General features: G+C 61.4%; 23 protein-coding genes and 1 pseudogene. 16 read left to right on the forward strand and 8 right to left on the reverse strand.

Annotated features, from left to right (window positions below; genetic code table 11):
* The first annotated feature begins 9 nt into the window (after positions 1-9).
* The 11 genes from AC6CH3_RS01950 (at position 10) to AC6CH3_RS02000 (ending at position 12,217) form a co-directional block, all read left to right on the forward strand.
* Positions 10-687, forward strand: coding sequence for a 4-carboxy-4-hydroxy-2-oxoadipate aldolase/oxaloacetate decarboxylase (locus AC6CH3_RS01950; protein WP_498130853.1), 678 nt, complete (start codon positions 10-12; stop codon positions 685-687).
* Positions 674-1,231, forward strand: a complete 558-nt coding sequence (locus tag AC6CH3_RS01955; RefSeq protein ID WP_498130854.1) for a cupin domain-containing protein — start codon at positions 674-676, stop codon at positions 1,229-1,231. The genes AC6CH3_RS01950 and AC6CH3_RS01955 overlap by 14 nt, the downstream gene beginning before the upstream one ends.
* Entirely contained in the window at positions 1,228-2,463 is a 1,236-nt protein-coding gene (locus tag AC6CH3_RS01960) for an NAD(P)/FAD-dependent oxidoreductase (RefSeq protein ID WP_498130855.1), read from the forward strand. Before AC6CH3_RS01955 ends, AC6CH3_RS01960 begins: the two co-directional genes overlap by 4 nt.
* 45 nt (positions 2,464-2,508) lie before the next feature.
* Positions 2,509-2,826: a 2Fe-2S iron-sulfur cluster-binding protein gene (locus tag AC6CH3_RS01965; protein ID WP_498130856.1), complete on the forward strand. Its 318-nt coding sequence runs from the start codon at positions 2,509-2,511 to the stop codon at positions 2,824-2,826.
* A gap of 33 nt (positions 2,827-2,859) precedes the next feature.
* Positions 2,860-3,969 (forward strand): alcohol dehydrogenase catalytic domain-containing protein, encoded by a 1,110-nt coding sequence (locus AC6CH3_RS01970; protein ID WP_498130857.1) that lies wholly within the window; start codon positions 2,860-2,862, stop codon positions 3,967-3,969.
* A 123-nt stretch (positions 3,970-4,092) separates the two neighbouring features.
* The gene (locus AC6CH3_RS01975; protein ID WP_498130858.1) at positions 4,093-5,331 is read left to right on the forward strand and encodes a sugar ABC transporter substrate-binding protein; all 1,239 of its coding nucleotides are present in this window, start codon (positions 4,093-4,095) and stop codon (positions 5,329-5,331) included.
* Between the two features lie 3 nt (positions 5,332-5,334).
* Positions 5,335-6,909 carry a sugar ABC transporter ATP-binding protein gene (locus AC6CH3_RS01980; RefSeq protein ID WP_498130859.1) on the forward strand — a complete coding sequence of 525 codons (1,575 nt, stop codon included), beginning with the start codon at positions 5,335-5,337 and terminating at the stop codon, positions 6,907-6,909.
* Positions 6,906-8,024: an ABC transporter permease gene (locus AC6CH3_RS01985; protein WP_498130860.1), complete on the forward strand. Its 1,119-nt coding sequence runs from the start codon at positions 6,906-6,908 to the stop codon at positions 8,022-8,024. Before AC6CH3_RS01980 ends, AC6CH3_RS01985 begins: the two co-directional genes overlap by 4 nt.
* Positions 8,025-8,865: 841 nt before the next feature.
* Positions 8,866-9,168, forward strand: coding sequence for a hypothetical protein (locus tag AC6CH3_RS01990; protein WP_498130861.1), 303 nt, complete (start codon positions 8,866-8,868; stop codon positions 9,166-9,168).
* A 118-nt stretch (positions 9,169-9,286) separates the two neighbouring features.
* Complete coding sequence (gene folE / locus AC6CH3_RS01995) at positions 9,287-9,907, forward strand: GTP cyclohydrolase I FolE (protein ID WP_498131133.1); 621 nt, start codon at positions 9,287-9,289, stop codon at positions 9,905-9,907.
* Positions 9,908-10,126: 219 nt separating this feature from the next.
* Entirely contained in the window at positions 10,127-12,217 is a 2,091-nt protein-coding gene (locus tag AC6CH3_RS02000) for a chorismate-binding protein (RefSeq protein ID WP_498130862.1), read from the forward strand.
* A gap of 284 nt (positions 12,218-12,501) precedes the next feature.
* On the opposite strand, the gene AC6CH3_RS02005 is transcribed toward AC6CH3_RS02000, so the two are convergent.
* Positions 12,502-13,728, reverse strand: a complete 1,227-nt coding sequence (locus AC6CH3_RS02005; RefSeq protein ID WP_498130863.1) for an ATP-binding protein — start codon at positions 13,726-13,728, stop codon at positions 12,502-12,504.
* A 533-nt stretch (positions 13,729-14,261) separates the two neighbouring features.
* On the opposite strand from AC6CH3_RS02005, the gene AC6CH3_RS02010 reads away from it, so the two are divergent.
* Positions 14,262-14,762 carry a transposase gene (locus AC6CH3_RS02010; RefSeq protein ID WP_498130864.1) on the forward strand — a complete coding sequence of 167 codons (501 nt, stop codon included), beginning with the start codon at positions 14,262-14,264 and terminating at the stop codon, positions 14,760-14,762.
* 432 nt (positions 14,763-15,194) lie between these two features.
* Here AC6CH3_RS02010 and AC6CH3_RS02015 read toward each other — a convergent pair whose 3' ends face one another.
* A complete protein-coding gene (locus AC6CH3_RS02015) occupies positions 15,195-15,764 on the reverse strand; it encodes a TetR/AcrR family transcriptional regulator (protein ID WP_498130865.1) in 570 nt (189 codons plus the stop codon).
* Between the two features lie 314 nt (positions 15,765-16,078).
* Between AC6CH3_RS02015 and AC6CH3_RS02020 the strand changes: the two genes are divergently transcribed.
* The 3 genes from AC6CH3_RS02020 to AC6CH3_RS02030 all read left to right on the forward strand — a co-directional run bounded on the left by AC6CH3_RS02020 (position 16,079) and on the right by AC6CH3_RS02030 (position 17,820).
* Positions 16,079-16,786, forward strand: coding sequence for an SDR family oxidoreductase (locus AC6CH3_RS02020; protein WP_498130866.1), 708 nt, complete (start codon positions 16,079-16,081; stop codon positions 16,784-16,786).
* Positions 16,783-17,076, forward strand: coding sequence for an antibiotic biosynthesis monooxygenase family protein (locus AC6CH3_RS02025; protein ID WP_498130867.1), 294 nt, complete (start codon positions 16,783-16,785; stop codon positions 17,074-17,076). Before AC6CH3_RS02020 ends, AC6CH3_RS02025 begins: the two co-directional genes overlap by 4 nt.
* 582 nt (positions 17,077-17,658) lie before the next feature.
* Positions 17,659-17,820 (forward strand): hypothetical protein, encoded by a 162-nt coding sequence (locus AC6CH3_RS02030; protein WP_498130868.1) that lies wholly within the window; start codon positions 17,659-17,661, stop codon positions 17,818-17,820.
* Between the two features lie 162 nt (positions 17,821-17,982).
* On the opposite strand, the gene AC6CH3_RS02035 is transcribed toward AC6CH3_RS02030, so the two are convergent.
* The 3 genes and pseudogenes from AC6CH3_RS02035 to AC6CH3_RS02045 all read right to left on the reverse strand — a co-directional run.
* Positions 17,983-18,567 (reverse strand): hypothetical protein, encoded by a 585-nt coding sequence (locus AC6CH3_RS02035; protein ID WP_498130869.1) that lies wholly within the window; start codon positions 18,565-18,567, stop codon positions 17,983-17,985.
* 91 nt (positions 18,568-18,658) lie between these two features.
* On the reverse strand, positions 18,659-19,744 hold the full coding sequence (locus AC6CH3_RS02040) for a DUF8462 domain-containing protein (protein ID WP_498130870.1): 1,086 nt from the start codon (positions 19,742-19,744) through the stop codon (positions 18,659-18,661).
* A gap of 390 nt (positions 19,745-20,134) precedes the next feature.
* Positions 20,135-20,482: pseudogene (locus AC6CH3_RS02045) on the reverse strand (aldehyde dehydrogenase (NADP(+))); the annotation flags it as partial.
* 370 nt (positions 20,483-20,852) lie between these two features.
* Here AC6CH3_RS02045 and AC6CH3_RS02050 point away from each other — a divergent pair.
* A complete protein-coding gene (locus AC6CH3_RS02050; protein WP_498131134.1) occupies positions 20,853-21,272 on the forward strand; it encodes an enolase C-terminal domain-like protein in 420 nt (139 codons plus the stop codon).
* A gap of 460 nt (positions 21,273-21,732) precedes the next feature.
* On the opposite strand, the gene AC6CH3_RS02055 is transcribed toward AC6CH3_RS02050, so the two are convergent.
* From AC6CH3_RS02055 to AC6CH3_RS02065, 3 genes are all read right to left on the reverse strand, one after another.
* On the reverse strand, positions 21,733-22,683 hold the full coding sequence (locus AC6CH3_RS02055; protein WP_498130871.1) for a sugar kinase: 951 nt from the start codon (positions 22,681-22,683) through the stop codon (positions 21,733-21,735).
* On the reverse strand, positions 22,680-23,366 hold the full coding sequence (locus AC6CH3_RS02060) for a bifunctional 4-hydroxy-2-oxoglutarate aldolase/2-dehydro-3-deoxy-phosphogluconate aldolase (protein ID WP_498130872.1): 687 nt from the start codon (positions 23,364-23,366) through the stop codon (positions 22,680-22,682). Before AC6CH3_RS02060 ends, AC6CH3_RS02055 begins: the two co-directional genes overlap by 4 nt.
* An 80-nt stretch (positions 23,367-23,446) precedes the next feature.
* On the reverse strand, positions 23,447-24,838 hold the full coding sequence (locus tag AC6CH3_RS02065; protein WP_498130873.1) for an MFS transporter: 1,392 nt from the start codon (positions 24,836-24,838) through the stop codon (positions 23,447-23,449).
* Position 24,839 lies beyond the last annotated feature (1 nt).

Here is a 24,839-nt window from a genome sequence, read left to right on the forward strand (position 1 = left end):
GAATCGGTAATGGCAAAGGTAGTAACAGGCATCACCCGCACCGAGGCCTCGCTCTGCGACGGCTTCGCAGCACTCGATGTTGCAACGGCGCATGAAGCGCAAGGCCGGACCGGTCTCCTAAATCACCGGCTCCGTCCCCTGCAATCCGGGGCGACGATCGCAGGCCCCGCTTTGACCTGCGAAGTAGCCCCCGGCGATAACTGGATGATCCATGTCGCGCTGGAACAGGCGCAGCCAGGAGACATCCTTGTAGTTTCTCCGACGTCGCCCTGCGACGACGGATATTTCGGTGACCTCCTCGCCACCTCTGCGATGGCCAGGGGCATCCGCGGGCTCATTATCGACGCCGGCGTCCGAGACGTCGCCCAGTTGCGCGCCATGGGTTTTCCCGTATGGAACAAATCAGTCAGCGCCCAGGGAACGGTGAAGGAAACGCTCGCCAACGTTCAGGTCCCCATCATCTGCGGTGACACCCTGATTACCCCGGGAGACGTGATCGTGGCGGACGACGACGGCGTCTGCCTGGTACCCCAAGGTTCGGCCGCCGCCGTGCTGGAGAACGCCCGACGACGCGCCGCGATGGAAGAAGAAAAACGACAGCTGTACGCAGCCGGCCACCTAAGTCTGGATGTCAACGACATGCGGCCGCGCCTCGCCCGGAAAGGACTTGTCCATGAACCTGCCTGACCGTCCCGCCGTTCCGCGCCGTGTGGTGACCGGCTTGCGGGAGGGGAAATCCGTCGTTGTCAGTGACGGTCCCGTCCCGAATGCACACCACTACAGCGCCATTCCGGGGATGCTGACCTCCGTTCTATACACCACAACGGCCCCCCCGCAGCTGCCCCAGCACCAAACCGAAACGGCGCCGCTTCGAACAGTTGTCCTCCCGAAGCCCGGCGAGACCCGCCTCATGATGGTGGCTTTCCCCCCGGACGCTGGATACGCGAACCCGGATTTTGACCCGGAAGCCGCAGATGCCGAGCAGCGGGAGTTCATTCCCGGACTGGCCGAGCTCTTTGAGCCGGACGCCCCCGGAATGCACCAGAGCGAGACAGTGGACTACGGCATCGTCATCGACGGTGAGCTCTGGCTCGAACTCGACGATGGCCACATCACGCATCTGCGGACCGGGGACGTGGTGGTCCAGTGCGGAACGCGCCATGCATGGCGCAACAAAGGGGACCGCACGGCCAAAGTCATGTTCGTGCTGATCGGCGGCGACGCATCATGAGCCAGGAACATTTCGACTGCCTCATCATCGGTGGCGGACATGCCGGCGCAGAGGCCGCCTTCACCCTGCGGACAAAAGGCTTTAAAGGAACAATAGGACTTCTCGGCAAGGAGGCTGTTCACCCCTACGAACGTCCGGCGCTGTCAAAGGAATACCTCGCAGGAAAGAAGAGCCTTGACCAGCTCCTGCTGCGCCCGGCCGAGTACTGGACCGAACAGGATGTCGCACTCCGCCTGGGGATGCACGCCGATGGCATTGATGCTCAGGCTAAAACAGTCAGCTGCGGCGACGGTTCCGTGTTCGGCTATGGCACTCTGGTCTGGGCGGCAGGGGGCAGCCCCCGCCAGCTCAACTGCCCCGGGCACGACCTCACCGGCATCCATGCCATCCGTGACATGGCTGACTGCGACAGGCTCATGTCTGCCCTGCCGCAGAGCCGCAGTATCGCAGTGATCGGCGGTGGGTTCATCGGCCTGGAGGCGGCGGCAGTGCTCCGGGAAATGGGCAAACAAGTCACCATCATCGAGGCGCTGGACCGGTTCCTCGCCCGGGTCGCGGCCGAACCGGTGTCACGGTTCTATGAAAACGAGCACCGTGACCGCGGCGTGTCAGTGCATCTTGGCACCGGTGTCGCTGAGATCCTCGGCCAGGACGGCAACGTCGCCGGGGTGCGGCTCACCGATGGAACTGTCATCGACGCGGACCAGGTGATCGTGGGAATCGGGATCATTCCTGCGATCCAACCGCTTCTGGCCGCCGGGGCAGAAGCCGCGGCGGGCGCCATGGGCGTTCTGGTTGATGGGCATTGCCTGACGTCTCTTCCGGATGTTTACTGCATCGGCGACAGTGCCGTGCTTAGGAACGGCCCCGGCATCCGCATCGAATCGCGGCAGAACGCCATTGAACAGGCGCAGGCAGCCGCCAAAGCAATCGCGGGCCAGGCCCAGCCAGTGCACTTTGTCCCCTGGTTCTGGTCAAACCAGTATGACCTCCGGCTCAAGACCATCGGCCTCAGCCTGGGCTACGACGAGACTGTCCTTCGCGGGGACCCGCAGAGCCGCAGTTTTTCGCTGATCTATCTGAAACAAGGGGTGGTCATTGCCATGGATTGCATCAACGCAACCCGGGACTATATGCACGGCCGCGGGCTCGTTGAAGCAGGCGCTCACGTCGACGCGGCGATTTTGGCCGACGAACAGAGATCACTCAAAGAGGCTGCTGCGGCGGTCTGACATGCCGCGCCGCGGCAGTCCCCAACTCAAAGAAGAGGAACCATCATGCAATTCACAGTCACCACCCGCGATGCAGTTGACCACGAAGTCGAGGGCCGGCCCGGTGTCTCACTCATGCAGAACATCCGCAATGCTGGCATCGATGAACTGCAGGCACTCTGCGGCGGAGCGTTATCCTGCGCGACGTGCCATGTCTACATCGATACCTTGCCTGCCGGTGCGGAGCTTCCCGCCAAGTCACGTGACGAAGAAGACCTCCTCGACTCCTCAGACTACTTGGAGCCTCATTCCCGCCTGTCCTGCCAGCTGACCTGCGGCGACCAGTTGTCAGGCATCCGGGTCACCGTAGCGCCCGAAGACTAACCAACTCAATTGCCTGCTCCTGAGAGGAAAAATATGAACAACTTGATGCGTGCCGCGCGGCTCCACACCGTTGGCAAAGAGATGCTGATCGAGGACGTCGAACGGCCGCGCGCAAGCGGCACCGACGTCGTCGTCGCCGTGAAGGGCTGCGGGATGGTCCCCAACCTGGCCAACGTGCTGGCGAACTGGGAGACCTGGTACCCGCAAATGCCGCTCCCACCGCGCCCGGCAATTTTTGGTCTCGACCCTGTCGGGGTGGTCCACGAGGTCGGTGAGCACGTGGTGAACGTCAAACCCGGTGACCGTGTCTACGTCAATCCGGGCCGCTCCTGCGGCGCCTGTCACGCCTGTGCCTCAGGAACTCCGCAGAAGTGCGATTACTGGACGCTGAACGGGTACTTCGGCTACAACCAGAAAAGCCTCGAAATGTTCAAGAACCACCCTCACGGCGGCTTCTGCGAATACATGCGCGCACCACAAAGCGCCCTGGTGAAGCTGCCGGACAATATCGAATTCCGGCAGGCGACCCGGATGGGGTACCTCGGGACCGCCTACGCGGCAGTCAAAAAAATGGGCCCCCTGGCTGGCAAGTCGCTGATTATCAACGGTGCCACCGGCACACTGGGGGTCGGCGTCACGCTAATCGCTCTCGCGCTGGGCGTCTCACGCATCTTCGCCGTCGCACGAGGCTTGCCGCTGCTGGAGCGGCTGAAGGCCCTTGCACCCGAACGAATTGAAACCTTCTCCAACAGTGAAGGCAGCACCGGATCGTGGGTGCGGTCCCTGACTGGAGGGGTTGGGTCCGATTTGATGGTCGATACCCTTGGCGCGGTCGCCTCCCTGGACTCGCTTAAGGACGCGATGCACGGCGTAAAACGCGGCGGCCGAATCATTAATATCGGCGGAACGGCCGGCGAGCTCACCGTTGACGTCAAGTGGTGGATGGACGAGCAGATGGAGCTGATTGGCTCGGTTTGGTTTACCTCAGCCGAAGCAATGGAACTGGCGGAAATGGTGGGCAGCGGAACCATCGACATATCCGTGCTTCAGCCGAAAAGCTGGCCGCTCGATGAGATCAATGAAGCAATTTCCGGAGCAGCGAGCGGGGAAGGCGGCTTCACCAGCTATCTAGTGGAAATCTGAGTTCCCCGGGGCCCGCGCTTTGCCCCTAAAAACCATTGACCACCGAAGACCGTAAAGATACCATGTGGTATCCGGAACCCACTGCGTATCTCACGAGTGTGAGTGGCGAGGAATTAATCCGGAATGAGCGTCACCCCCAGAACGCTTACGCAATCCGACAACGAAGTCATCAGAAAGCGAACAAAGACCATGCAACGACGCATTAGTAGGGCCCTTGGAACTGCCGCAGCACTCGCCTCCATCTCTTTGATCGTCGGCGGCTGCAGCGCCGAACCCGGTAATGATTCAGTGGCAGCCGGAGCCGTTTACCCGGCGGCGGATGGTAGCTGCGCAGCCCAGCCGCTTCAGGGAGTGGATTACAAAGCTGCCCACGCCTTCTTGGAGCCCTTTGAGCAGAAAGCAACTGGGCTGCTTGTGACCCAGCCGCTTCCTAAGCCGATTGACCCGGGAACCACTGTCGCTTTCCTCGACAACGGATCAGCTGTGGGCGGCATGATCTGGGGATTCCTGGAATCCGCGGGAAAGACCGCGGGTGTTCAGATGCAGCGGGTCTCTACGGGAACCAACGCGCAGAGCATTAATGCCGCGCTTGGAACGGTTGTGGAGTCGGCGCCTGACGTCTTGGTCGCCGCAGCGGTCGATGCAACGTTCTTCCAGGACCAGCTCAAGGCTCTCGAAGCAGGAGGGACCACTGTCGTTTACGCCGGGTCCACCAATGCCGCTGACTTCGGCCTGCTCGAGTCGCTATCGGGCCGTGGCGCTTCGATCGAGAACGGTAAAGTCTTGGCTGCCAGCGCAGTGAAGTTCACCTGCGGAACGAGCAAGGATTTTGTCTTCTATCACGTTCCCGAATTCACGTTTTCTCACGTGCAGCTTGAGGCCATCCGTGAATCTTTTGCCACGCTGTGCTCCGACTGCAAGCTGCGCGTCGTGGAAATTCCGGTAGCAACGATGGACACGACTGCCGGCGATGCCATCGTGAGTGATTTGCAGGCGCACCCCGAGACTCAGTACTTCATGACGGTTGCCGACCAAATGCAGATTGGCCTGAAGGCAAAGCAGGACTTGGCCGGAATTAACGTGGCAGGCATCGGTCATTCTTCACTGCCGTCAAACGTGGAGCAGATTGCCAATGGCCTCCAATCGGCTGGCTACGCTGCAGACTACAACATGTACGCATGGTTGCTCCTCGATGAGGGCCTCCGCCGTCACATGGGCGAAAAGGTGGTTTACGACGACTGGGCCAAGGCCACCCAGGCCATGTCACGGGTCATTACTCCTGCAAATGCGGCCGAATACCCGAAGGGATTCGTCGCCTACCCGAACATGGTGGAGGACTTCAAGAAGCTTTGGGGTAAATAACCCATGACCGCTGAACCTCTGATCGCCGACGACGTGAGTAGTGAGTCGGCACCGCTCCTCAGAATCGGGGCGGTCGTCAAGGATTTTCCCGGCTTGCGCGCACTGGATTCAGTCTCGATGGAGCTTCATGGTGGGGAGGTCGTCGCAGTCGTTGGCCACAACGGTTCCGGAAAATCCACGCTCGTTAAGGTTCTGGCCGGTCTCTACATGGCCGATAGCGGAACCGTGGAACTGTCCACGAGCGGCACCGAAGAGACCGAGCTGCACATCATCCACCAGGACCTTGGTCTAATTTCTGAACTGAGCACCATCGAGAACCTTGGGATCACCCGGTATAAGGGCGGCGCTTCCTTTGCGCCGTTCAACAAAAAGCAGGAACGTGCCCGTGCACTTGATCTTATTGGCCAGTTCGGCGAGCACTTTGATGTCGATCTCCCGATCAAGTCGCTCACGCCCGCCCAGCGGGCGATCATCGCGATCGCCCGGGCCCTGGAAGGATGGACCCACAGCCGGAACGTGCTAATTCTGGATGAGCCAACCGAGGCCCTCCACGCCAGCGAAGTAAAAGTTCTGTTCGATGCCGTGAAGCGTATCGCCGCAAATGGGGCCGGGGTTATCTTCATCTCGCACCGTCTCGATGAAGTCCTCGAAATGGCGGACCGCGTCGTGGTACTCCGCGAAGGCAAGAAAACCGCCGATGTGCCCCGCCGGGCCTTGGACCACGACCAGTTAGTCGCACACGTCACGGGTATCCCTGCCGGGGCCGCCATGGTCAGCGGATCAAAGCGCAAGAAGGGCGGCGAGGTGGTTCTCGCTGTCAAGGCTCTAAAGGGGGCCGGCGTGGATTCGGTGGACCTCACCCTCCATGCGGGAGAGGTCCTGGGCGTTGCGGGTGTCCTGGGTTCAGGGCGAGAGGCACTACCTGCGATGTTGTTCGGAGCGATGGAGTCGAAAGCTGACGAATACACCGTCGCTGGCGAAGCCTACGTCCGACGCCACCCCGCGGAAAGCATTAGGCGCGGAATGGCCTTCGTCGCGGGCGACCGCGCCCGCTTCGGCGCAGTACGGGCCATGAGCTCGCGCGAGAACATCACGCTGCCGGAACTGCGAAGCCTTCGTAACCGGTTCGGCAATCTGCAACGAAAGAAGGAGCGCACCGAAACCGCCGACCTGATCCAGAAATACGACGTCAGACCGCCACGGCTGGAACAGAAGTTCTCACAGTTCAGCGGCGGCAATCAGCAGAAAATCGTATTCGCCAAATGGCTGCGGAACCGGCCACTGGTCATTCTCCTGGAAGAGCCGACCCAGGGCGTGGACATCGGCGCGAAGCAGGCCATCTATGCGGCAACCGAGGCGGCCGCGGCTGAAGGCGCCGCAGTACTCGTCTGTTCTTCAGACGCCAAAGAACTCGTGCGCCTCTGCGACCGGGTCATCGTGCTCCGCAACGGCCGCGTGGCCGCCCAACTCACCGGCGACCGACTGACGGAAACGCAGCTGATCCTGGAGGGATACGGATTAGCGGGCACCGGCGCTACAGCGGGTACTCCGCTCGAAGAAAATAAGGGAAAACAGTGACAACCACCGAAGCCAAGACCACAGAACACAGGTCCGGCGGGCCCGAACTTAACGGGGCCAAACCCGCCGGCGTCGAAACCCGAGGAGGCAGGGCAAATCCCTTCTCCTTTCGAAACATCAGCGCCATCTACATCTTCATCGCGATCTTCATCATCTTTTCGATCGTGACACCCGAGACATTCCTCCAGGCCGGCGTCTGGCGGACTCTGCTGGACGCCCAAGCCATCACTGTCATCGCGGCGGTTGCGGTGCTCATCCCGCTCGTCACAGGCGCCTTCAACCTCGCGATCGGCGCCGAAGTAGGCTTTGCCGGCATCGTAGTCGCGACCCTTCAGGTCAAGATGGGCGTTCCCTTCGCTGTGGCAATCCCGCTGACTCTGCTCGCCGGGGCGATCGTGGGTCTAATCTCCGGTCTCATCATCACCAAAGGAAAAATCGACTCCTTTATCGCAACCCTGGGACTGAGCTCTATCCTGCTCGCCGGACTCGCTTGGCTCTCCACGAGCCAGCAAATCACCGGACTTCAGGAAGGCTTCCGCCTCGTCGCGACAGGACGATTCCTAGGCGTGACAAATTCTGCCTACATCATGATCATTCTGGCGTTCATCGTCTGGTACATCCTGGAACGAACACCCGTAGGGCGTCGCATGTACGCTGCCGGCTATAACCCCGACGGCGCAAGGCTCGCCGGGGTCAACGTTGCACGGCTACAGATTGGCGCACTTATGGCTGGCGGCGCAATCGCCGCCCTCGCCGGCGTACTTCTGACCTCCCGCATCAACACTGGTGATCCAACCGTCGGCCCAAGCCTGCTGCTGCCGGCACTCACCGCAGTATTCCTAGGCTCCACTCAGTTCAGCGGCGGTCGGCTTAATGTATGGGGCACCGTGATTTCGGTCTATGTTCTCGCCACCGGCATCAAGGGTCTGCAACTGATCGGCGCGGCCCCTTGGATCAATGACCTTTTCAACGGCGTCGCCCTTCTCGCCGCCGTCGGCCTCTCCCAGTGGGAAGCGACTTCCAAACAGACAGCAGCCATCCGGCGACTACTTCCGTTCGGGAAGGGCAAGAAGATCCAGACCCGAGCCACAGTAGCAAAGGATTCTCAATCATGAGCCAGAAGATACTTGACATAAAAGTACAGGATGAAACGGCAAGCTCCCTTGCACTAACCTGTCCCTTATCCGTGACGAAATCACTGCCACAGCTGATGGAATAGATCAGCAACAACCGGCAGTACTCACCGCCCATGTCGGACTGGCCGACGGAATCTTCCTCGCCGTCGAAGGCGCCTCGGACTCGCCCTCCACCATCCTGCTGGCGGCCTGGCTCACCCTGACTCTGGACGCGCCGGTCACCATCGTCCCGGATGCCGCGGGGACGGGCACCGGAGCGTCCGGCTCACCCGGCCCAGCGGGGACGTGCAGCTTTTCCGCCCGGGACTGTCCGTGGCTGAGCTGACCCAACCCGACCAACCCGCCCAGCGGATCTTTTCAAACTGATTTCACGGCATAAAGAGGACTATGAATGTTCGACTGAGCGAACGTCCACCGGACGGGGAGGCGCCTCCCAGTTATCGAGAGATTCGACGATTTGAGGCCATCCGCTAATGACCTTGGGACAGCCCGCGAACCTTTCATACCCGTCTTGCGTAAATGGAGACGCACTACACCGATCGGCTCCCATCCTCGAATGGCTAAGCCTCCTGCCCAACGACGAGGTGGAAATATACGCCAGGGGAGCACTTATTGCCTCAGGATGCGTGGACATGCTCGCGTTGGACGCCAGCATGCTTTGGCTCCAACATGACGGCGCGGACACGCGTCGCCTTTTCCTACGCAGCGAAATAACTGTATATAAGCGTGCCACTCCCTAATGGCTCGGAGTGTTTGCTACTCAAGCGCAATCTGTGGTGAAGACAAAGTATGGGCCCGATAACGGAAGGAAATCAAAAAAATGCCGACGTCCGAATTTGCCATGACCATGATGGTGGAAACCAGATTGACCATAGACCAGCAGCTCGCGGAAGCTGAAGAAATTGCGCGATTAAGGGCGCGTGAGCACGGTTCAAAGGGCATTATGGTTACTCGCTACAGCCCGCAGCTGTTCACCGTTGCGCTCAGCACGGAGGTTCCATTCGGTCTAACTCTTGAGCAACACTGGTCAGACGCGGCGGACGGTGTAAAAGGTTTGGGCAACCGCTATGGAGCCTTAAATAACCATATGGCCGCCCCGGCGGGTGGTGTTGAGAATGGCTGAACTGGTTCCCCTGCCCCGGTCGCAGAGGGCCTTTACGGAGATTACTCCTGGCCCCGGAGGAGACATCCCATCGGTTCGTAAAGTTGTTAGGGGAGCATCGCCCGAAGGGGCCCCTCTCATCAGGACTGAAACTGTGCCCACTGGCCCGCTTGGGGTTGGCTCCGTAGAACAGGATGGGGTGGACCGGCTTCGGATTGAGGCAGCCGTGCGCGAAATCTTACTGGCCATTGGCGAGGATCCAAATCGCGGCGGCCTCCTGGACACCCCCAGCCGTGTGGCTAAAGCCTACTCGGAGATGTTTTCGGGCTTGCGCGATGACCCCGCCGAAATCCTGTCCACAACCTTTGACCTGGGTCACGAGGAACTTGTCCTGGTTAAAGACATTCCCTTTTACTCGACATGCGAGCACCACTTGGTGCCGTTCCATGGTGCCGCGCATGTCGGATACATCCCCTCCCATGACGGCGTAGTTACTGGGCTGAGCAAGCTAGCCAGATTGGTGGATATGTTCGCCAAGCGACCGCAGGTGCAGGAACGCCTAACCACGCAGATCGTCGAAGCACTGGTGACACATTTGAAGCCACGCGGAGCAATTGTGGTCATCGAATGCGAACACCTCTGTATGTCGATGCGCGGTATCCGCAAGCCTGGTGCTACAACTATCACCAGCGCTGTGCGGGGGCAGCTTCATGACCCGGCCACGCGAGCCGAAGCTATGAGCCTCATACATGGACGGTGAGAGCACCCATACTCGCCGTGTTCTCGCACGACGGGCCGCCACCTCCGTTGCCCGACAGGAGACCGTCGGGCAGGAATTCTCCTCGGCTGTCATTGCTGGGAGAAGACGAAAGCGCAGGACAAGTAACTGGTGCGTAAGATCCGCAGCCAACTAGGGGTTCCCGCAGCAGCCTCAATTGGCCATGAATCGAAGACACGTTCCGGCACTAAACCAGAGCCGATGAAGAAACTCCCACCCTTGATCATCGCAATTGATGGACACCCGAGCGAAGCGAAAGCTGCTCTTGCCATTGAACTGGCGACCCGGATCAGGACGCACCATGAGGTGGCAGTGCTTCATCTCGAGGACATTTATCCTGGGTGGAGCGGCCTCGACACTGATATCGAGCGTTACATCTCCTCGGTTCTAAGCCCTCTTAGCCGGGGTGAGCAGCCGACAATATTGGGTGCGCAGGAGACCAGCCCTCGTTACGGCGCCACGCAGCTCACCCTTGCCGCCGAGGTCATTTTCGTCGAGGGGGTGGGGGCGGCTGCTGATAGCGCACGGCACCTGTTGACCGCCACAATCTGGATAGATTCAGCAAGAGTATTGCCTGGGACAAAGGAGCTGGGCATTCGCGTAGTCCCGACCCTGCCGACCCCGAATCAGGGCGACCACCCGGAAGACCGTGTGCTGCCGAGTAACAACCATGGGCTGCCAGCCTCCACGAACCCAGACATCAGGGTTGCGGGTAAGACTGGAACCTCAGCCGCTGAGCATGTGCTGCAACTCCTTCCCTTTCTTCCCGCCACAGCGAAGAAATTAGCCCCTGAATTCGGAAACCACCGCCAAGGCAAGCTTCAGGTTGTGGACCTGGAGGGCCGCCCGGATGTCGCGCGACTGTTTGCCGACCTCTACGGTTCCTCGAGGAACGCTGTTTGGCTGGACTCCTCCAACGCACCCGCAGGCTCCTCCGAATCCGCCGCCGCAGTAGACCGAAACCGCTTCAGTATTCTCGCCAGCGACGATGGCGCCTTAGGCAAAATGGTCATGCACCATTGTGGGGAAAGCATCATATCTGCAGGCTCTGCCACGGCCACAGTGCCTGGGCCGTTTTTCAGCTGGCTCGAGACCGTGTGGGGGGAGAGGCCGGCGCCCAGCCCCAAAGAATATCCGGGCGACTTCACTCTTGGCTGGCTTGGGTGGCTGGGTTACGAGCTCAAACGTGAAACAGGCGGAACAAATGTGGCTGCTCAAACTCCTGACGCCGCATTGATTTTTGCGGGCAGGGCCGTGGTTTTGGATCACCTGGAGGGTCACGTCTGGCTGTTGGCACTGGAGTCGTCCGACGCGGGCACATGGTTCGAAACCGCGCGTACAGCTGTTGCGGCGGCAACCCAGAAAGCGGCCGGAGGCGGGGCGGATGCCAACAGCGACCACACTCATTCGGTGAGCCCCGGGTTCAGGAGCCGCGAAACCAAGTCCAACTACAAGAACAATATCAGCGCCGCCCAACACGAGATCAGTGAAGGAAACTCCTACGAAGTCTGCCTGACCACAACTCTTTCGGCCCGCGTGCCGGCCGCCTCCGCGGCACCTTGGCAGACCTATCTGGCGCTGCGCCGCAAGAACCCTTCACCTTTTGGCAGCTACATGCACTTCGGCAGCATCACTGTGGCCAGTACGTCACCGGAGCGCTTCCTCAAGATGACGTCCGACGGTGGTATGCGCGCCGAACCCATCAAGGGCACGCGCCGCCGGTCCGCTGACCCTGCCCGTGACCGCGAACTCAGGCAGGAGCTGGAGACATCGCTGAAGGACCGCGCCGAGAACATTATGATCGTGGATCTTCTACGCAATGACCTCAGCCAAACGGCTCAACCCGGGACCGTCACCGTGAGCCGGCTGTGCGAAATCGAAAGCTACGCAACAGTGCACCAGATGGTGAGTACCATTGACGCGCAACTACAGCCCGGCTCTTCCCGGGCCAAGGCTGTCGCCGCTTGCTTCCCTCCAGGTTCGATGACCGGGGCACCTAAAATCAGCAGCATGGCCATCCTCGACCGGCTAGAAGGTGCACCGCGTGGTATCTTTTCTGGCGCAATCGGCTACTTTTCACTCAACGGCGCAACAGACCTCGCAGTCACTATACGAACGCTGGTCACAGTCAAAGAAGCAGGGGACGGTACAGAGGCAATCGCCGACCTGACGTTGGGCGTCGGCGGCGCCATCACCTCAGATTCCCTCGCTAAAGAGGAGTACGAGGAGATTCGGGTCAAGGCGTTCGGTATCCTCTCCACCCTGGGATCGGAATTCCCGAGTGATGAATAAGCCGCAAGGATCTGCAGGCGCAACCGCCATCGCCGCAGGTGGAATTACTAGCCGCTCTGTATGGCAATCCTGCAGGAGTAAGTTGAGATGCTCCAGCCAGGAAGAGGTAGTCGTATTAGCCGACTTCCTCCGAACGTCTCAGTACACTCGAGAGCCGATAACCGCCGTTCCGTCAATCTAGACCAAAGCCACCATTTGGCGGCTGTAGCAGCAGACCTGCGAAATCCAGAACGGATGCATGACTGGCTGCAAGGCCGCCGCCGGGCCGGAGTTGGCTGGGAAGGCTATTTTTGGGGCTTGGGACGGCGCTTTTGGACTGGCGGGACCTCCAGGTGCGGCACTGCCCGCAGTATGAACCGGTCAAAGTGTGGCACGGTGAATCCTGCGTAGCCGTGGGCGGGTGTGTACAGCAGTCCCATGTTGATGAGCTCTGATCTGGTGGGGGCCAGCTGGGTGGATTCGCGTCCCATGACGGCGGCAACATCCGCGGCTTTCTGGGAGTCGGGGCCGAGCTGAGCCATGGCGCGCATGTAGGCGATCTGCAGCTGGGTGGCCCGGTCCAGTCGGACACGGAAAAAGGAGGAATCAAGTTTTGCCTCGTAGGCGTCCTTCGCGTCCTCGACATCATCGAGTGTTATGACGTCACCGTCTGCCACGGCCCAGACCTGGTATCCAAGTTCCTGCACGAAGTAGGGGTAGCCCTCGGTGAGCTCGAAGGCCCGGACCAAGGCGTCCTCATCGAAGTGGACCTGTTCGATGTGCGCTGGTTCTGCAAAGGCCTTCTTCGCGTCTTCGAAACCCAGGGAACCCAGCTTGGGGAACTTGAACAGTCGCTCGGCGTAGGATTTCGCGTCGCCGGCCAGTTCGGCGATTTGGGGCAGCCCGGCACCGACGAAGGTCACCGGGAGCTTCCTCTGCACCGACTTGTGGATCGCCTGGATGACGGCCTCGAGTTGTGACGGGCTGAGGAACTGGACCTCATCGAACAGCAGTACAAGGCCCGTCCCGTGTTCCCTGGCGGCTTCACCTATCGAGACCAGGACGTCGGTCAGGTCCAGGCTGAGATTGCCGTGGTCGGCGAAGCCTTCCGCGGCGTCGACATCGAGGGAGAGGGTCGGGATGCCGGAGTAAGGATCAATGGAAAGGCTGAAGGACTGTAGAACCTGGGCCGCCTTCCGGGCTTTGTCACCCCACTTTGCCCGAGGCGAGATCTGGTAAAGCGCGGCCCGCAGCTGCGTGTAGATGGTCCGGCGGAAATGGTCGTCGTCGTGTTTGCTGGCCTCGAGTTCCAGGACTTTCCATTTGAACTCTTCGGCTATCTGGCGGAACTCTCCCAGCAAGACGGTTTTACCCACACCGCGGAGTCCCGTGATGATCATGGACTGATTGGTGCGGCCTCTGTCGAGTCTGCGCAGGAGCACCCGGAAGTCCTCCAGCAGCTCATCACGGCCGATGACGATCTCTGGGGTAGCGCCCGCGTTCGGCGTGTAGGGGTTGTTCACGGGATCCATACAAGGGATCTTACAAGATTTACTACGCTTTATTTGATTCTAATAAAGTCCAGTTGGATAAATAAAGTGCTGTGATCTCGTGAACATCCTCGACAATCGCCCCGCCCGGCGACCGTCTGGTCAGCAGGGTCTATTTTCAAAGCCAATCGCCCGCTGCCCGGCCATTCACGCTCAAGTTCTCTGTCAGGTTGGAGTGTGCCCCAACTGGACTAGCTCGCCTTGTGGGCGCCAGGCTCTCCGCAACTTAGCGGCGAACGGGAAGTTTCAGTGCTTCCAACGTCGAAGGGCCGAGGAAAGCGCACACTTCAACTGATCACGACGCAGTTCCTCGGTACTGACTTCAACCGAAATCGGCACTGCTGCGCCCCTGAGCCGGGGACGAAACGAGCACCGGCCTACGGATCCTCACAGCACGCCGTGCCGACAAATCCGCGGACCGGGTAAGAGCGATCAACCGGCTCCAGGCCTAGCTGCTCGAATACTTCCCCGCACTGGAACAGGCCTTCGACTACAGCCGCTCCAAAGCCGCACTGTTGTTGCTGACCAAACACCGCACTCCGTACGGGATCCGCCGCGCCGGCCAAGCCAGGATCCACGCCTGGCTGAAAAAGCACGGCGCCCGCTCCTCGGCAGCAGTTGCCGCAGCCGCCATCGAGGCGGCCAAATCCCAGCACACCATCGTTCCCGCCCAGCACGTGGGGGAGGAGATCGTCGCCGCACTCGCCCGCGAAATCTCAACCCTGAACGAGGAACTCACCGCACTCGATGCGCTGATCAGCGAGAAAGTAGCCGAACACCGGCACCCCGAGGTGCTGTTGGGCATGCCAGGGTTTGGCCCAGTTCTGGCCGCCGAGTTCCTTGGCGCCACCGGCGGTGACCTCACCGTCTTCCAGTCCGCTGATCGGTTCGCGGGCGTCGTCGGACTGGCGCCGGCCCCAGGGACTCAGGGAGAATCAGCGGCAATCACCATAGGCCCAGACGCTACGACCGGCGGCTGCTCCGGGTCTTCTACCTGTCCTCGCTCTCCGCACTGAAGTCCTGCCCCGCCTCCCGGACCTAGTACGACCGCAAACGCGTGGAGGGAAAATCCCACATCCAGGCGCTGCTCTCGCTGGCAAGGCGCCGCCTTAACGTCCTCTGGGCCATGATCCGAGATGGCACCAGTTACACCGCGGCCGCGGCAACGCCAGTGGCAGCATAATGCAACGGGATCAGGCCGAGGGCGGAGTCGAGACGGTGGTTCGTCTATTCGTGCCTGACGGTTGGGGCTGCCTCGCCGTCTCTCGGGTCTGGATACATTTCGGCTTTATGGCCTAGGATGCGACACCTTTGATTGCCCTATTCCCAACCATGAGGCTCTGAGCGATGACCGCTTTCACCTGCTCCAACCGGCATGAGTAGGGCTGCGGTCTATTCGCAGAGCTAAATAGCGCCCCGATTGCCGTGACCCCATCGCTGCGTCGAGGTTACTTGGCCAAGGAAAGCGCGTTCTTTATGCCCTGTTCGAGGATTGCATCCGAGATGGCAGGGTCTGTGACTGCGCGGGAGGCTTGAAGCGTGCCCACCATCACGGCAAAGATGCCGAGGGCTCGAACCTGGGCATTTGCGCAGTCTCCGGTGTCGAGTTCGGCCGCCAAGGGGGCCAGGCTGGTGAGTACGCCCTCGGTGTAGGCGTCACGGGTCTCCGTCGTACACCTGCTGATCTCCTCGAGCAGAGCGGCAGAGGGGCAACCGTGTGCCGGATCGTCGCGGTGACCTGGCGACAGGTAGGTGCGAACAACACGCTCGAACGCTGCGGCTTCACCTGGTTGAGCGGCAAACCGGTCCTTCTCCTCGAGGAGCTGCTCGGTGACTGTGGTGGTCACGAGATCGTCCTTTGAAGCGAAGTGTGCGTAGAACGCGCCGTTCGTCAGGCCCGCATCGGACATCAGCGCCGAGATACCGGAGGCAACGATGCCGTCCTTCTTGAACCGCTCGCCGGCCTTGTCGATGATGCGCCTGCGGGTCGTTTCCTTCTGGTCACTGCTGTAACGCATCGATCTTTTCGCTGCTCCTCTGCCAGTTCTTATTACGACCATAATATTTTTCGCCAGCACGGGCAAGTTTCCGACGCGCCTCTTGCGATCGCGATATCCCTGTGCATAGTATTACGATCATCATCCAATGAATAAGGAGTCCTCATGGTCCCGTCCTCCAAGCACGTCGCCCCGGTTAGCAGGATGCGCCGCTACGTGCCCACCGGCGCCTTCGACGCCCAGCTGCGCAAGCTCAACCGCCTGCCCCGCTGAACGACCGCACGTCACCACTCCACAAGACCGATCAACCACTAAGACCCTCAGGAGCACACCACATGGTCGACATCAATCAGTCCATTGTCTTCGTCACCGGCGCCAACGGAGGTCTCGGCACCGAGTTCGTCCGACAAGCCCTCGAGCGCGGCGCCACCCGCGTCTACGCCGCCGCGCGCACGCCCCGTACGTGGGATGACGCCCGCGTGATCCCTCTCGCCCTCGACGTCACCGACGAAGCTTCGATCACCGCTGCGGCCGCCCAGGCAGGCGACGTAACCATCGTGATCAACAACGCCGGCATCTACCGCGACACCTCCCTCGTCGACGGCCCCCCTGACGAGATCCGCGAGGTCATGGAGACCAATTTCTTCGGCCCCCTCGCTGTCACGCGCGCATTCGCCCCCGCACTCCGAGCCAGCAAGGGAGGGCTGGTCAACATCGCCTCCGTCGTAAGCTGGTTGCCGTTCACCAACGGCTACAGCGTCTCCAAAGCGGCCCTGTGGTCAGCGACCAACGCGCAGCGTCTCAACTTCGCGCCGTCCAGGGTCCACGTCCTTGGCGCATACCTCGCCTACACCCGTACCCCGTTGACCGAAGGCATCCCCGGCGACATGAACGACCCGGCCGACGTCGTGCGCGACATCCTTGACGGACTTCAGGACAACGTGGACGAGGTCCTCGCAGACGAGACCACTCGCCAGGTCCGTGCCGGCTTGTCCGCACCGATAGCCGACCTCCTCGCCGCGGCCAGCGGAGCGGCCGCATGACTGCCGTCGCCCTGCTTGAGATGTCGATTCGCCCCGACGCGGAAGGCGTCGATGACATCCTCCGCGCTGACCTGCCCCACACCGCCGCATTTCCCGGCAACCAGGGCACCGAGGTCCTTGCCGACCCGGAAGACCCATCGAAGCTGTGGCTGCTGACGCACTGGGCCGATCAGGAGGCCCTAGATACCTATGTCGCCTGGCGCAATTCTCCTGAAGGAGCCACCCGCCTTGCCGAGATCGCATCGGGCGCGCCCATGTCTCGGCACTACGTCACTCACCTGACGTTCTAAGCACTGCGCTCGTTCGTCCAGGCGGCCGCATGACAGAACCCGAATATGGCAGGCCACCCGGCGTTCTCCTCACGGAGGGCTCCGGGTGACCTTGTTTCTTAGTGCGCTAGAAAATCGTGTCTGCGGCAATGGTTCGCCAGGACGGGAAGTGCACGGTACAGATATCGCGTGATGGGGCACAGCAGAACGGCCCTGGGGTCCTTGGCTGCGTGAAGCTGATCGGGACTCATACTGACGGGTTTCGCGTACAGCGAGGCTAGCTGACATTCGACCACGGGATCTGAGCGACATGACCTTGGGTTGGTTCATACGTCTTTTACGCTCATGGTCGGGCCGGCTGTTCGGATGCTCTGGCTGGAGGCTGGCGGTAAACGGCGGAGATTGTGTCAGAAGCGTCCATGGCATGGCGGTGTGCGGGACCGAGCCCTTCTTCCGTGGCCGTTCTTGCTGCGGTTAATCTGTCATGCCTGTCCAGGTCCGGATGAGCAGTTATCGACGTGACTGCCTGCGCGTGCTTTTCCGTGTCGTCCGCGACTCCATTGGTTCGTCATCAAATAGAGCCATCGGCGTAGCCGTGGGCGCATGCTGGCGGCCGACGGCCCCCGTATCCTGCCAGTGCTTGAATCGGTTGAATCCCCGCTCGACGATGTTGTGGCCTTTGTTAGGGACCGCTGTGGTTTCCTGTTTCCGGCTATTCTCATTGGCTACGCCATGGTGCCGATGGGCGGTGATTTGGCCGATTAACGAGCCGGTAACTGTCAATGGAGGCTCCTACTGAGGAATGGGCGTGCTTGCTCTAAGTGTTGAAACGCCGTCCAGGGGAGTGAGGCTCCCGTTGGGGGAGTAGGCGCCTCCGGCTTCTTTCCCACCGGGCGTTGCCTTGATCGGAGCGTGCCGATGGGGAGTTCAGCCAACGGCAACCGCATTGCTGTTTTTTAAGGCCTGAACGACTGCCTTTGCGACGACAAGGTCTTCCCACGACATCCCCGAGCTCTTGAAAAGGACAGGGCGGGTGAGGTCCAGGCGTGCCGTTCCGTTGGCCACGTCCTTCATGGGGATCAGATCTTCTGCAGCCAAAGCGCCCTCGTCGATGGCCATAATGACGTCCCCGGATTCACGCAACGCGGTCGGCACATCTTCGACGATGACCTGTGCACGGGCGCACAATGCAGCGTCAATTTCCCGCACGTGTGGTTCGTGGGAACCCACAGCGATGACGATGGCATCAGCTCGTACAAGCGAGGAATCGAAGAGCGGTTTGCTGGCAGAGGTTGCACAAATTACTACATCGGCTTCAGCCACTGTGGTCTCCGCCGCTGGTGAACCGACACGGACCACTGTGCTGTTGGGTGAAGGTGACGGGCTCGCTCCACTGGGATTGCGAACGATGTAGGTAACGCTTTCGATTTCCCGGCGCCCTTCCATCACGTCAGTAATTGTTTCGACGTGACCAACGCCCTGCTGTCCGGCGCCGAAGACAGCCAGCCGCAAGGGTGAGGAGCGGTAAGCGACGGGCAGGAACGCCCTTTTCGGGGCACTCCCCCGCCTGTTTTAAAAGGCAGATAACGGATATTCCGTCAACCTACTCGCGGAGGTATTGGCGGAGGCCGGGGATTGCGAAGTCGACTTTGCCGTAGCCGGCGGACTCGATCAGACCCGCGGCGATGAGCCTGTTCCGGTATTTGGAAATGACGTTGGGCTTGGCTTTAAGGATGGCGCCGATCTGACCGGCGGCAGAGGGTCCGTCCTGAGCGGCCATCGCGTCCAGGAACTCGCGGTCTCTGTCCGAGATGTCCGACAGTGCTGACTCGACGACTACTAAGGTGTTCCGTCGTTGGGCGACAGCGATTCCACGCTGGACGTTGGTCTGGTCCAGTTTCCATCCTGCCTTGTCGGCTTCGAGCCAGAGGTAGTAGCCCACCAGTTGGATCAGGAAGGGATACCCCTCCGTGGCTTCGGCGGCCTCGTTGATGAGGTCGGGGGAGATGCTGATGCCTCCCTGGCTGAAGAGCTCGCTGTACGATGCGGTGACTTCCGCGATGGCTGCTTCGTGGAGGTTGATCCTGTCGGCCCGCCGCAGGAAGGTGGCAACTCCTTCGTTCAGCAGGTCGGACACGGCTGATGGCAGGCCGGCGAAGATCAGGCCGATGGGTAGCCCGTCGCGGATGAAGTGCTGGACGTCGGCGGCCAGTTGGGCGATTTCCGTCCTGTCGACGGCATGGATCTCGTCGATGGTGATGACGAGTCCTGTGCCTTGTTCGTCCAGCTGGCGCAGCAGTTCGTTCCCGGTCCGGCGCCAGTCAGCGGTCCGTTCCGGCGGGAGCTGGGTTGTGAGTCCGAATCCTGCTGCTGAAAAAGCGGTGATCTTCCGCGACGGAGTCCCATCTCCTAGTTCGTCCAGGAGGCGGAGCATGTCATCGCCGACCCCTGCGAGGAAGCCCGGAGTGGCTGTCCGGGAGATCACGGCCCATCCGTGACTCCGGGCGATGCCTTCGGCTTCGCTCAACATGACCGTCTTGCCGATGCCCCTGGAGCCGGTGATGATGGTCAAGAGCCCTGGCGCGCCGGAACCCTGCTGCAGGCCGTACTCGAACTCGTCGAGCAGCCCGGCCCGCCCTACCAGCTCGGGAGGGGTGGCTCCGGCCGTCGGCTTGAAGGGATTCTGCACCGTACCTCCTGGGTACAAGTAGGTGAAACTAGGTGAAACTGGTGAAAGTGGTGAAACTCCTGCCACGATAAGCCAGCCTCTCGACCAGAAGCAAGACGGTCCCAGGGGAGGCGGTAGCATCGGGGCCATCAGGTCGTCCCACCGGCCGGGGAACCTACCATCGGTTGCCCACTCCCAGCCGCTCCACGCCGAAGGATCCGGGCGGAAACCAGTGCGCCATTCGGAGGTCGCCTCGCCGTAGACTCGCGACCGAAAGTCACGGGGCATGCGAAGTCAAGGGCGCACGGGTGCGCGGCTGCTGGCCGCCAAGTCCTGCATCATCGCTCTGGCCCTACGTCCTCAGGTTTTCATCACCCGGCGGTACCCGCCGCTCCGTGTGTGAACTGCCATTCACGCGTAGGTTGTCGCCAACTGCTGTTCGCCGTTGATGCGGCGGTTGAGGTGCCAGGGGTTGGTGTCCTGCAGGGGTGTGGGGAGGAGTTCCGGGGGGAGGTTTTGGTATGCGACGGGGCGCAGGAAGCGGTTGATGGCGAGGGTGCCGACGGAGGTGGTGCGGGAGTCGGAGGTGGCGGGGAAGGGGCCGCCGTGGACCATGGCGTGGCCTACTTCGACGCCGGTGGGCCAGCCGTTGACGATGATCCGGCCCACTTTCTGTTCGAGGGCAGGGATCAGGGGCGCCGCCGTCGGGTAGTCCTGCTCGGTGAGCTGCAGGGTGGCGGTGAGCTGGCCTTCGAGTTTGTTGATCATAGCGGCCAAAGCACTTGACGTACCTGTCTACAGCCTCCTGGGAGGAGCAGTGCGTGACCGCGTCTCCGTATACGCGGGCGTTTACTCAGCCCCGGACCCGATCGAATGCCGGGAAATCACCCAGGAACTGAACGAAGAATACGGATTCACCGCTTTCAAGCTAAGCCCGTTCCGCGGAGACCTGCACGATCGCCGCTGGGGGGCTCGTGGTCAAGGAAACGGCTGACTACTTCGCCGCCGTACGGGAAGCATGTCCGGACGCCTGGGACTTCGCTTTTGATGCCCATGCCAAGATTTTCGAGCCCTACCAAGCGATCCAACTCGGCAACGCCCTCGCAGCATACCAACCGCTCTTTTACCCATCCGGCCCGAATACTTCCCGGCATGGCACAGAGTCCGCGCTGAACTTCACGTCCCCCTTGCGACCGGCGAGAGCCTCTACTCGGCAAACGAGTTCCTGAGCCTCCTCACAGGCGCTGGAGCAGACATCATCCAGCCGGACATATGCGTCGTCGGAGGAATATCCCAAATGCGGAGAATCGCTACCATCGCCGAAGCACACTTCACCACAGTGGCACCCCACAACCCCATGGGCCCACTCGCAGTCGCCCACAACCTGCACTTTGCCGCAGCCTGCAGCAACTTCTCCATCCTCGAATACAAACTCGAAGAAACCACCTGGTGCCCAGGACCCCTACCTCCCGACCGACGGCCACCTAGAACTCCGCCCCGACCGCCCCGGCTGGGGAATCGACATCGACGAAGCCGCGCTTACCACTGACGACTATGTCCATTGGGAGCGTCAGCTTCCAATACGACCCGATGGATCCCTGGCCTATTGCTGAGAGGAACTGTAGAGCCAAGCCGAAGATAGCTCGGGCTTATTAGTAGGGCGCGAAACGCACGTTTGCCAGCACGTTCCGCTGCCAAGCAAGCAGACGTGCGGAGACTAAGCATGCGGCGGGCCGTGAGGAGCCTTCCCCTCCTTCAAGCCGGCGCTCCTTCCTGGTTCAGACCGCTCGCGTCCATCTCCCTGATCCGCTGTCGAGCCGACGACAGCGCCAGAGCTCATCCTGTCAGGTTGGAGCCTGGCACCTTCAGAAGAAACTGCGGGGCCTAAGCCTCCGGTGTCAGGTTGGGGTGTAACCCAACCGGACGATCTCCGACTGAGCAGGTCGTGTAGCGCCTTGGTTGTCATTTTTTGTCATCAGGACGACACCGGGGGAGCGCCGGCGGTGCCGTTAGCGGCTCACCGGCTCGCGTGTCTGGAGTATCTGGAGTTCGTGGCGGCGGGGGAAGCCTTCCCAGTCGCCCGGGACGAGGCATGCAAAGGCTCCTGTTGCTGCGGCCGTCTTAAGCCTTTCTTGCGGTCCGCTTCCTGTTATGAGTTCGGCGAGGTAGCCGGCGACGAAGGCGTCTCCGGCGCCTACGGTGTCTACTGCGTCTACGGTGACCGCTTCCTGCCGGAGTGTTGTTCCGTCGACCAGGGCCAAGGCGCCGTCCGCGCCGAGTTTGATGACTGCCTGGCTTGGCCCGAGCGCAGCTATTCGCCGGGCCAGGTCTTCGGGTGCACCTGGGCCTACTGCTATGGCGGCTTCGTCGTCGCCGGCAAAGACAATGTCTGCAAGCGGGATGATGTCGCGGTAGAGGCTGCCTGCGTTCTCTGGTGACCATAGATTTCCGCGGAAGTTTAGGTCGAAGGAAACCATTACGTTGTGGGTTTTTGCTGTTTCCACTGCGTATCTGAGCGTCGCCTCCGCTTGAGGGGAGAGTGCGGGGGTGATGCCGCTGACGTGCAGCAGGGCGGCGTTAGCAATTAACTGTTCATTGATGTCTTCGGGTTTGATTCCGGATCCGGCGCTGCCTGCTCGGTAGTAGTTGACGCGTTGGGTGGACGGAGTCCTGCGTTCTTTGATCATTAGCCCGGTGGGGGCGGCAGGGTCGACGGCGATGCGGACATCGACGCCTTCGGCGCGGATCTCGCGTTCGACCAGATTTCCCAGTGAGTCCGAGCCGACGCGTCCGCACCAGACGGCCTGCACGCCAAGCCGCTGAAGGCCGATGGCGACGTTGGATTCCGAGCCCCCGATGCCAAGGCTGAGGGTGGAGGCATGGGCGAGGGGGCCGACTTGGTCAGCGCGCATCAGCGCCATGGTTTCACCGAAGGTCAGGACATACGGCGCTGCGTTCACTGGCTGGCACCAAGTTCGTCTGCGGTTTTGTCCACCAGTTCGCGGACGAGCCGGGCCCTGGCCGTGAGCTCCTGCAGGTCTCCGCCTTTGAAGGCGTCCCCCAGTAAGGGCCCGCCCAGGCTGACTGCAAGGGCTCCTGCCCTGATCCAGCCAGGAACGTCGTCGATGTTCACGCCGCCGGACGGGATGACCTGGATGTCAGGGAACGGGCCTCGCAGCTGAGAAACATAGCCGGGGCCAACGGTGGAGGCCGGAAAGACCTTGACGGCGGTGGCGCCGAGTTTCCACCCGGTATGGAGTTCGGTGGGCGTCAGGCCGCCGGGGTAGACGGGGACACCGCGGCGGACACAGGCGGTGATGACGTCCGGGTCGGTGACTGGGGTGACGAGATAGGCTGCGCCAAGGTCAAGGGCAATTTCCGCTTCAGCTACCGCGGTGACGGTCCCGACGCCGATTTCCAGTGCGTCCCCGAACCTTTCCTGGAGGAGGGGCAGTTCATCCCAAACTCCGGGCGTGCTCAGGGTCAGTTCGATGCTCAGGACGCCGCCGCGCTGCAGCGCCTCGATGACGGGAGCACATTCAGAGGCATGAGCGGCGCGGAGGACCGCCACGACCCGGGTGGTGTCGAGGATCGCGGACGGGGCCGGGCGGAAGAAGGTGCCTTGGTCATCGAGGCGCTGCATGGAGGTTCCTTTAGTGGTCAGGCGGGGAAAATGGTGCCCGACGGCGGCGGATGCCGCCGCCGTCGGGCTGTGGGAACGATTTACTTGGCGTGCTGCGGGGCCGTCACTTCTGCCGTGGCTGCGTGCTCTGCGGTGGTCTTGTTGTTCCACCGGGCATCCTCGGGGTCCGTGAGATCGCGGTTGAGGGTTTCCGGCGTCATCCTCGTTGCGATGAAGCTGACGAGCATGACCAGGGACATGTAGATGGCAACCGGGATCCAGGAGTTGCTGAAGAGTGCCAGGAGTCCGGCGCAGATCATCGGGGCAACGCCACCACCGATGATTGAGGCGAATTCGCGGCCGAGGGTGACGCCGGCGTAGCGGTAGCGGCTGCCGAAGATTTCCGGGAAGTAGCTCATGTGCACGCCCACGACGCCCTGGCAGGCCAGCATGAAGCCGACAACCATCACCAGGATGATGGCCACGGGAGACCCGGTGGTGAGAAGCATGAAGGCCGGTGCCGGGAAGAGAACAAGCGCTCCGGTGATGATCGAGACGACGCGGCGGCGGCCGATCTTGTCCGACAGCATTCCGAAAGCCACCGCTGCCACGCCGCCGCAAAGTGCGCCGATCAGCAGTACCTGAGGGATGAATTTGGGATCTGTACCGACGACGGAGATCAGGTAGGTCGCCATGAAGACCTGGATGGTGTAGGACTGTGCGCTGACGCCGAACGTCATCATCGTGACACGAAGGACGTTGGCCTTGCCGAACTTCGCAACCTCCTTGAGCGGAGCGGGCGGTTCTTCCCGGGTTTGCTTAATTTCTTCGAAGACCGGGGATTCATCCAGCTTGCGCCGGATGATCATGGCGGCGATGGTGACGAAGATGCTGGAGAGGAAAACGAGCCTCCAGCCCCAGTTCATCATGTCGTCCGGGGCGAGTGCCTGAGCGGCCATCCAGACGAGTGCGCCGAGGGCGGTTCCTGCTGCGGCGCCGACCATGATGAGTGATGCCACCTTGCCCCGGGTGCCGACTCGGGCGGATTCGGTGAGCAGGGTTGCACCTCCGGATTGTTCGGCGCCGGCGCCGAAGCCTTGGCCGGCCCGGCAGAGGACGAGGAGGATCGGAGCCCAAACGCCGATCTGGTCGTAGGTGGGCAACAGGCCGATGAGCAACGTGGCGCCGCCCATGATCAGCAAGGTGGTGACGAGGACCCATTTGCGGCCGAGACGGTCCCCGTAGTGCGAGAAGAAGATTCCGCCGAGGGGACGGGCCAGGAAGCCAACGGCAAAGGTGCTGAAGCTGGCGATCATGGCGACGGCGGGGGATTCGTTGGGAAAGAAGAGTTGTCCGAATACGAGGGCTGCCGCTGTGCCGTAGATGACGAAGTCATAGAGTTCCAGTGTCGTGCCAATGAGGCCTGCAAGGGCTGCTTTGCGGACCTTGCTTTGGTCCGGTTCCTGGTGTGGAATGTGTGCTGCTGTGGTCATT

The sequence above is a fragment of the Arthrobacter sp. GQ119 genome (assembly GCF_059759125.1).

Excerpts from the sequence above, each read along its gene's own strand:
- AC6CH3_RS01950 (WP_498130853.1), top strand. The coding sequence starts at position 10 with ATGGCAAAGGTAGTAACAGGCATCACCCGCACCGAGGCCTCGCTCTGC.
- AC6CH3_RS01955 (WP_498130854.1), top strand. The coding sequence starts at position 674 with ATGAACCTGCCTGACCGTCCCGCCGTTCCGCGCCGTGTGGTGACCGGC.
- AC6CH3_RS01960 (WP_498130855.1), top strand. The coding sequence starts at position 1,228 with ATGAGCCAGGAACATTTCGACTGCCTCATCATCGGTGGCGGACATGCC.
- AC6CH3_RS01965 (WP_498130856.1), top strand. The coding sequence starts at position 2,509 with ATGCAATTCACAGTCACCACCCGCGATGCAGTTGACCACGAAGTCGAG.
- AC6CH3_RS01970 (WP_498130857.1), top strand. The coding sequence starts at position 2,860 with ATGAACAACTTGATGCGTGCCGCGCGGCTCCACACCGTTGGCAAAGAG.
- AC6CH3_RS01975 (WP_498130858.1), top strand. The coding sequence starts at position 4,093 with ATGAGCGTCACCCCCAGAACGCTTACGCAATCCGACAACGAAGTCATC.
- AC6CH3_RS01980 (WP_498130859.1), top strand. The coding sequence starts at position 5,335 with ATGACCGCTGAACCTCTGATCGCCGACGACGTGAGTAGTGAGTCGGCA.
- AC6CH3_RS01990 (WP_498130861.1), top strand. The coding sequence starts at position 8,866 with ATGCCGACGTCCGAATTTGCCATGACCATGATGGTGGAAACCAGATTG.
- AC6CH3_RS02000 (WP_498130862.1), top strand. The coding sequence starts at position 10,127 with ATGAAGAAACTCCCACCCTTGATCATCGCAATTGATGGACACCCGAGC.
- AC6CH3_RS02005 (WP_498130863.1), bottom strand. The coding sequence starts at position 13,728 with ATGGATCCCGTGAACAACCCCTACACGCCGAACGCGGGCGCTACCCCA.
- AC6CH3_RS02015 (WP_498130865.1), bottom strand. The coding sequence starts at position 15,764 with ATGCGTTACAGCAGTGACCAGAAGGAAACGACCCGCAGGCGCATCATC.
- AC6CH3_RS02020 (WP_498130866.1), top strand. The coding sequence starts at position 16,079 with ATGGTCGACATCAATCAGTCCATTGTCTTCGTCACCGGCGCCAACGGA.
- AC6CH3_RS02025 (WP_498130867.1), top strand. The coding sequence starts at position 16,783 with ATGACTGCCGTCGCCCTGCTTGAGATGTCGATTCGCCCCGACGCGGAA.
- AC6CH3_RS02030 (WP_498130868.1), top strand. The coding sequence starts at position 17,659 with ATGCTGGCGGCCGACGGCCCCCGTATCCTGCCAGTGCTTGAATCGGTT.
- AC6CH3_RS02060 (WP_498130872.1), bottom strand. The coding sequence starts at position 23,366 with ATGCAGCGCCTCGATGACCAAGGCACCTTCTTCCGCCCGGCCCCGTCC.
- AC6CH3_RS02065 (WP_498130873.1), bottom strand. The coding sequence starts at position 24,838 with ATGACCACAGCAGCACACATTCCACACCAGGAACCGGACCAAAGCAAG.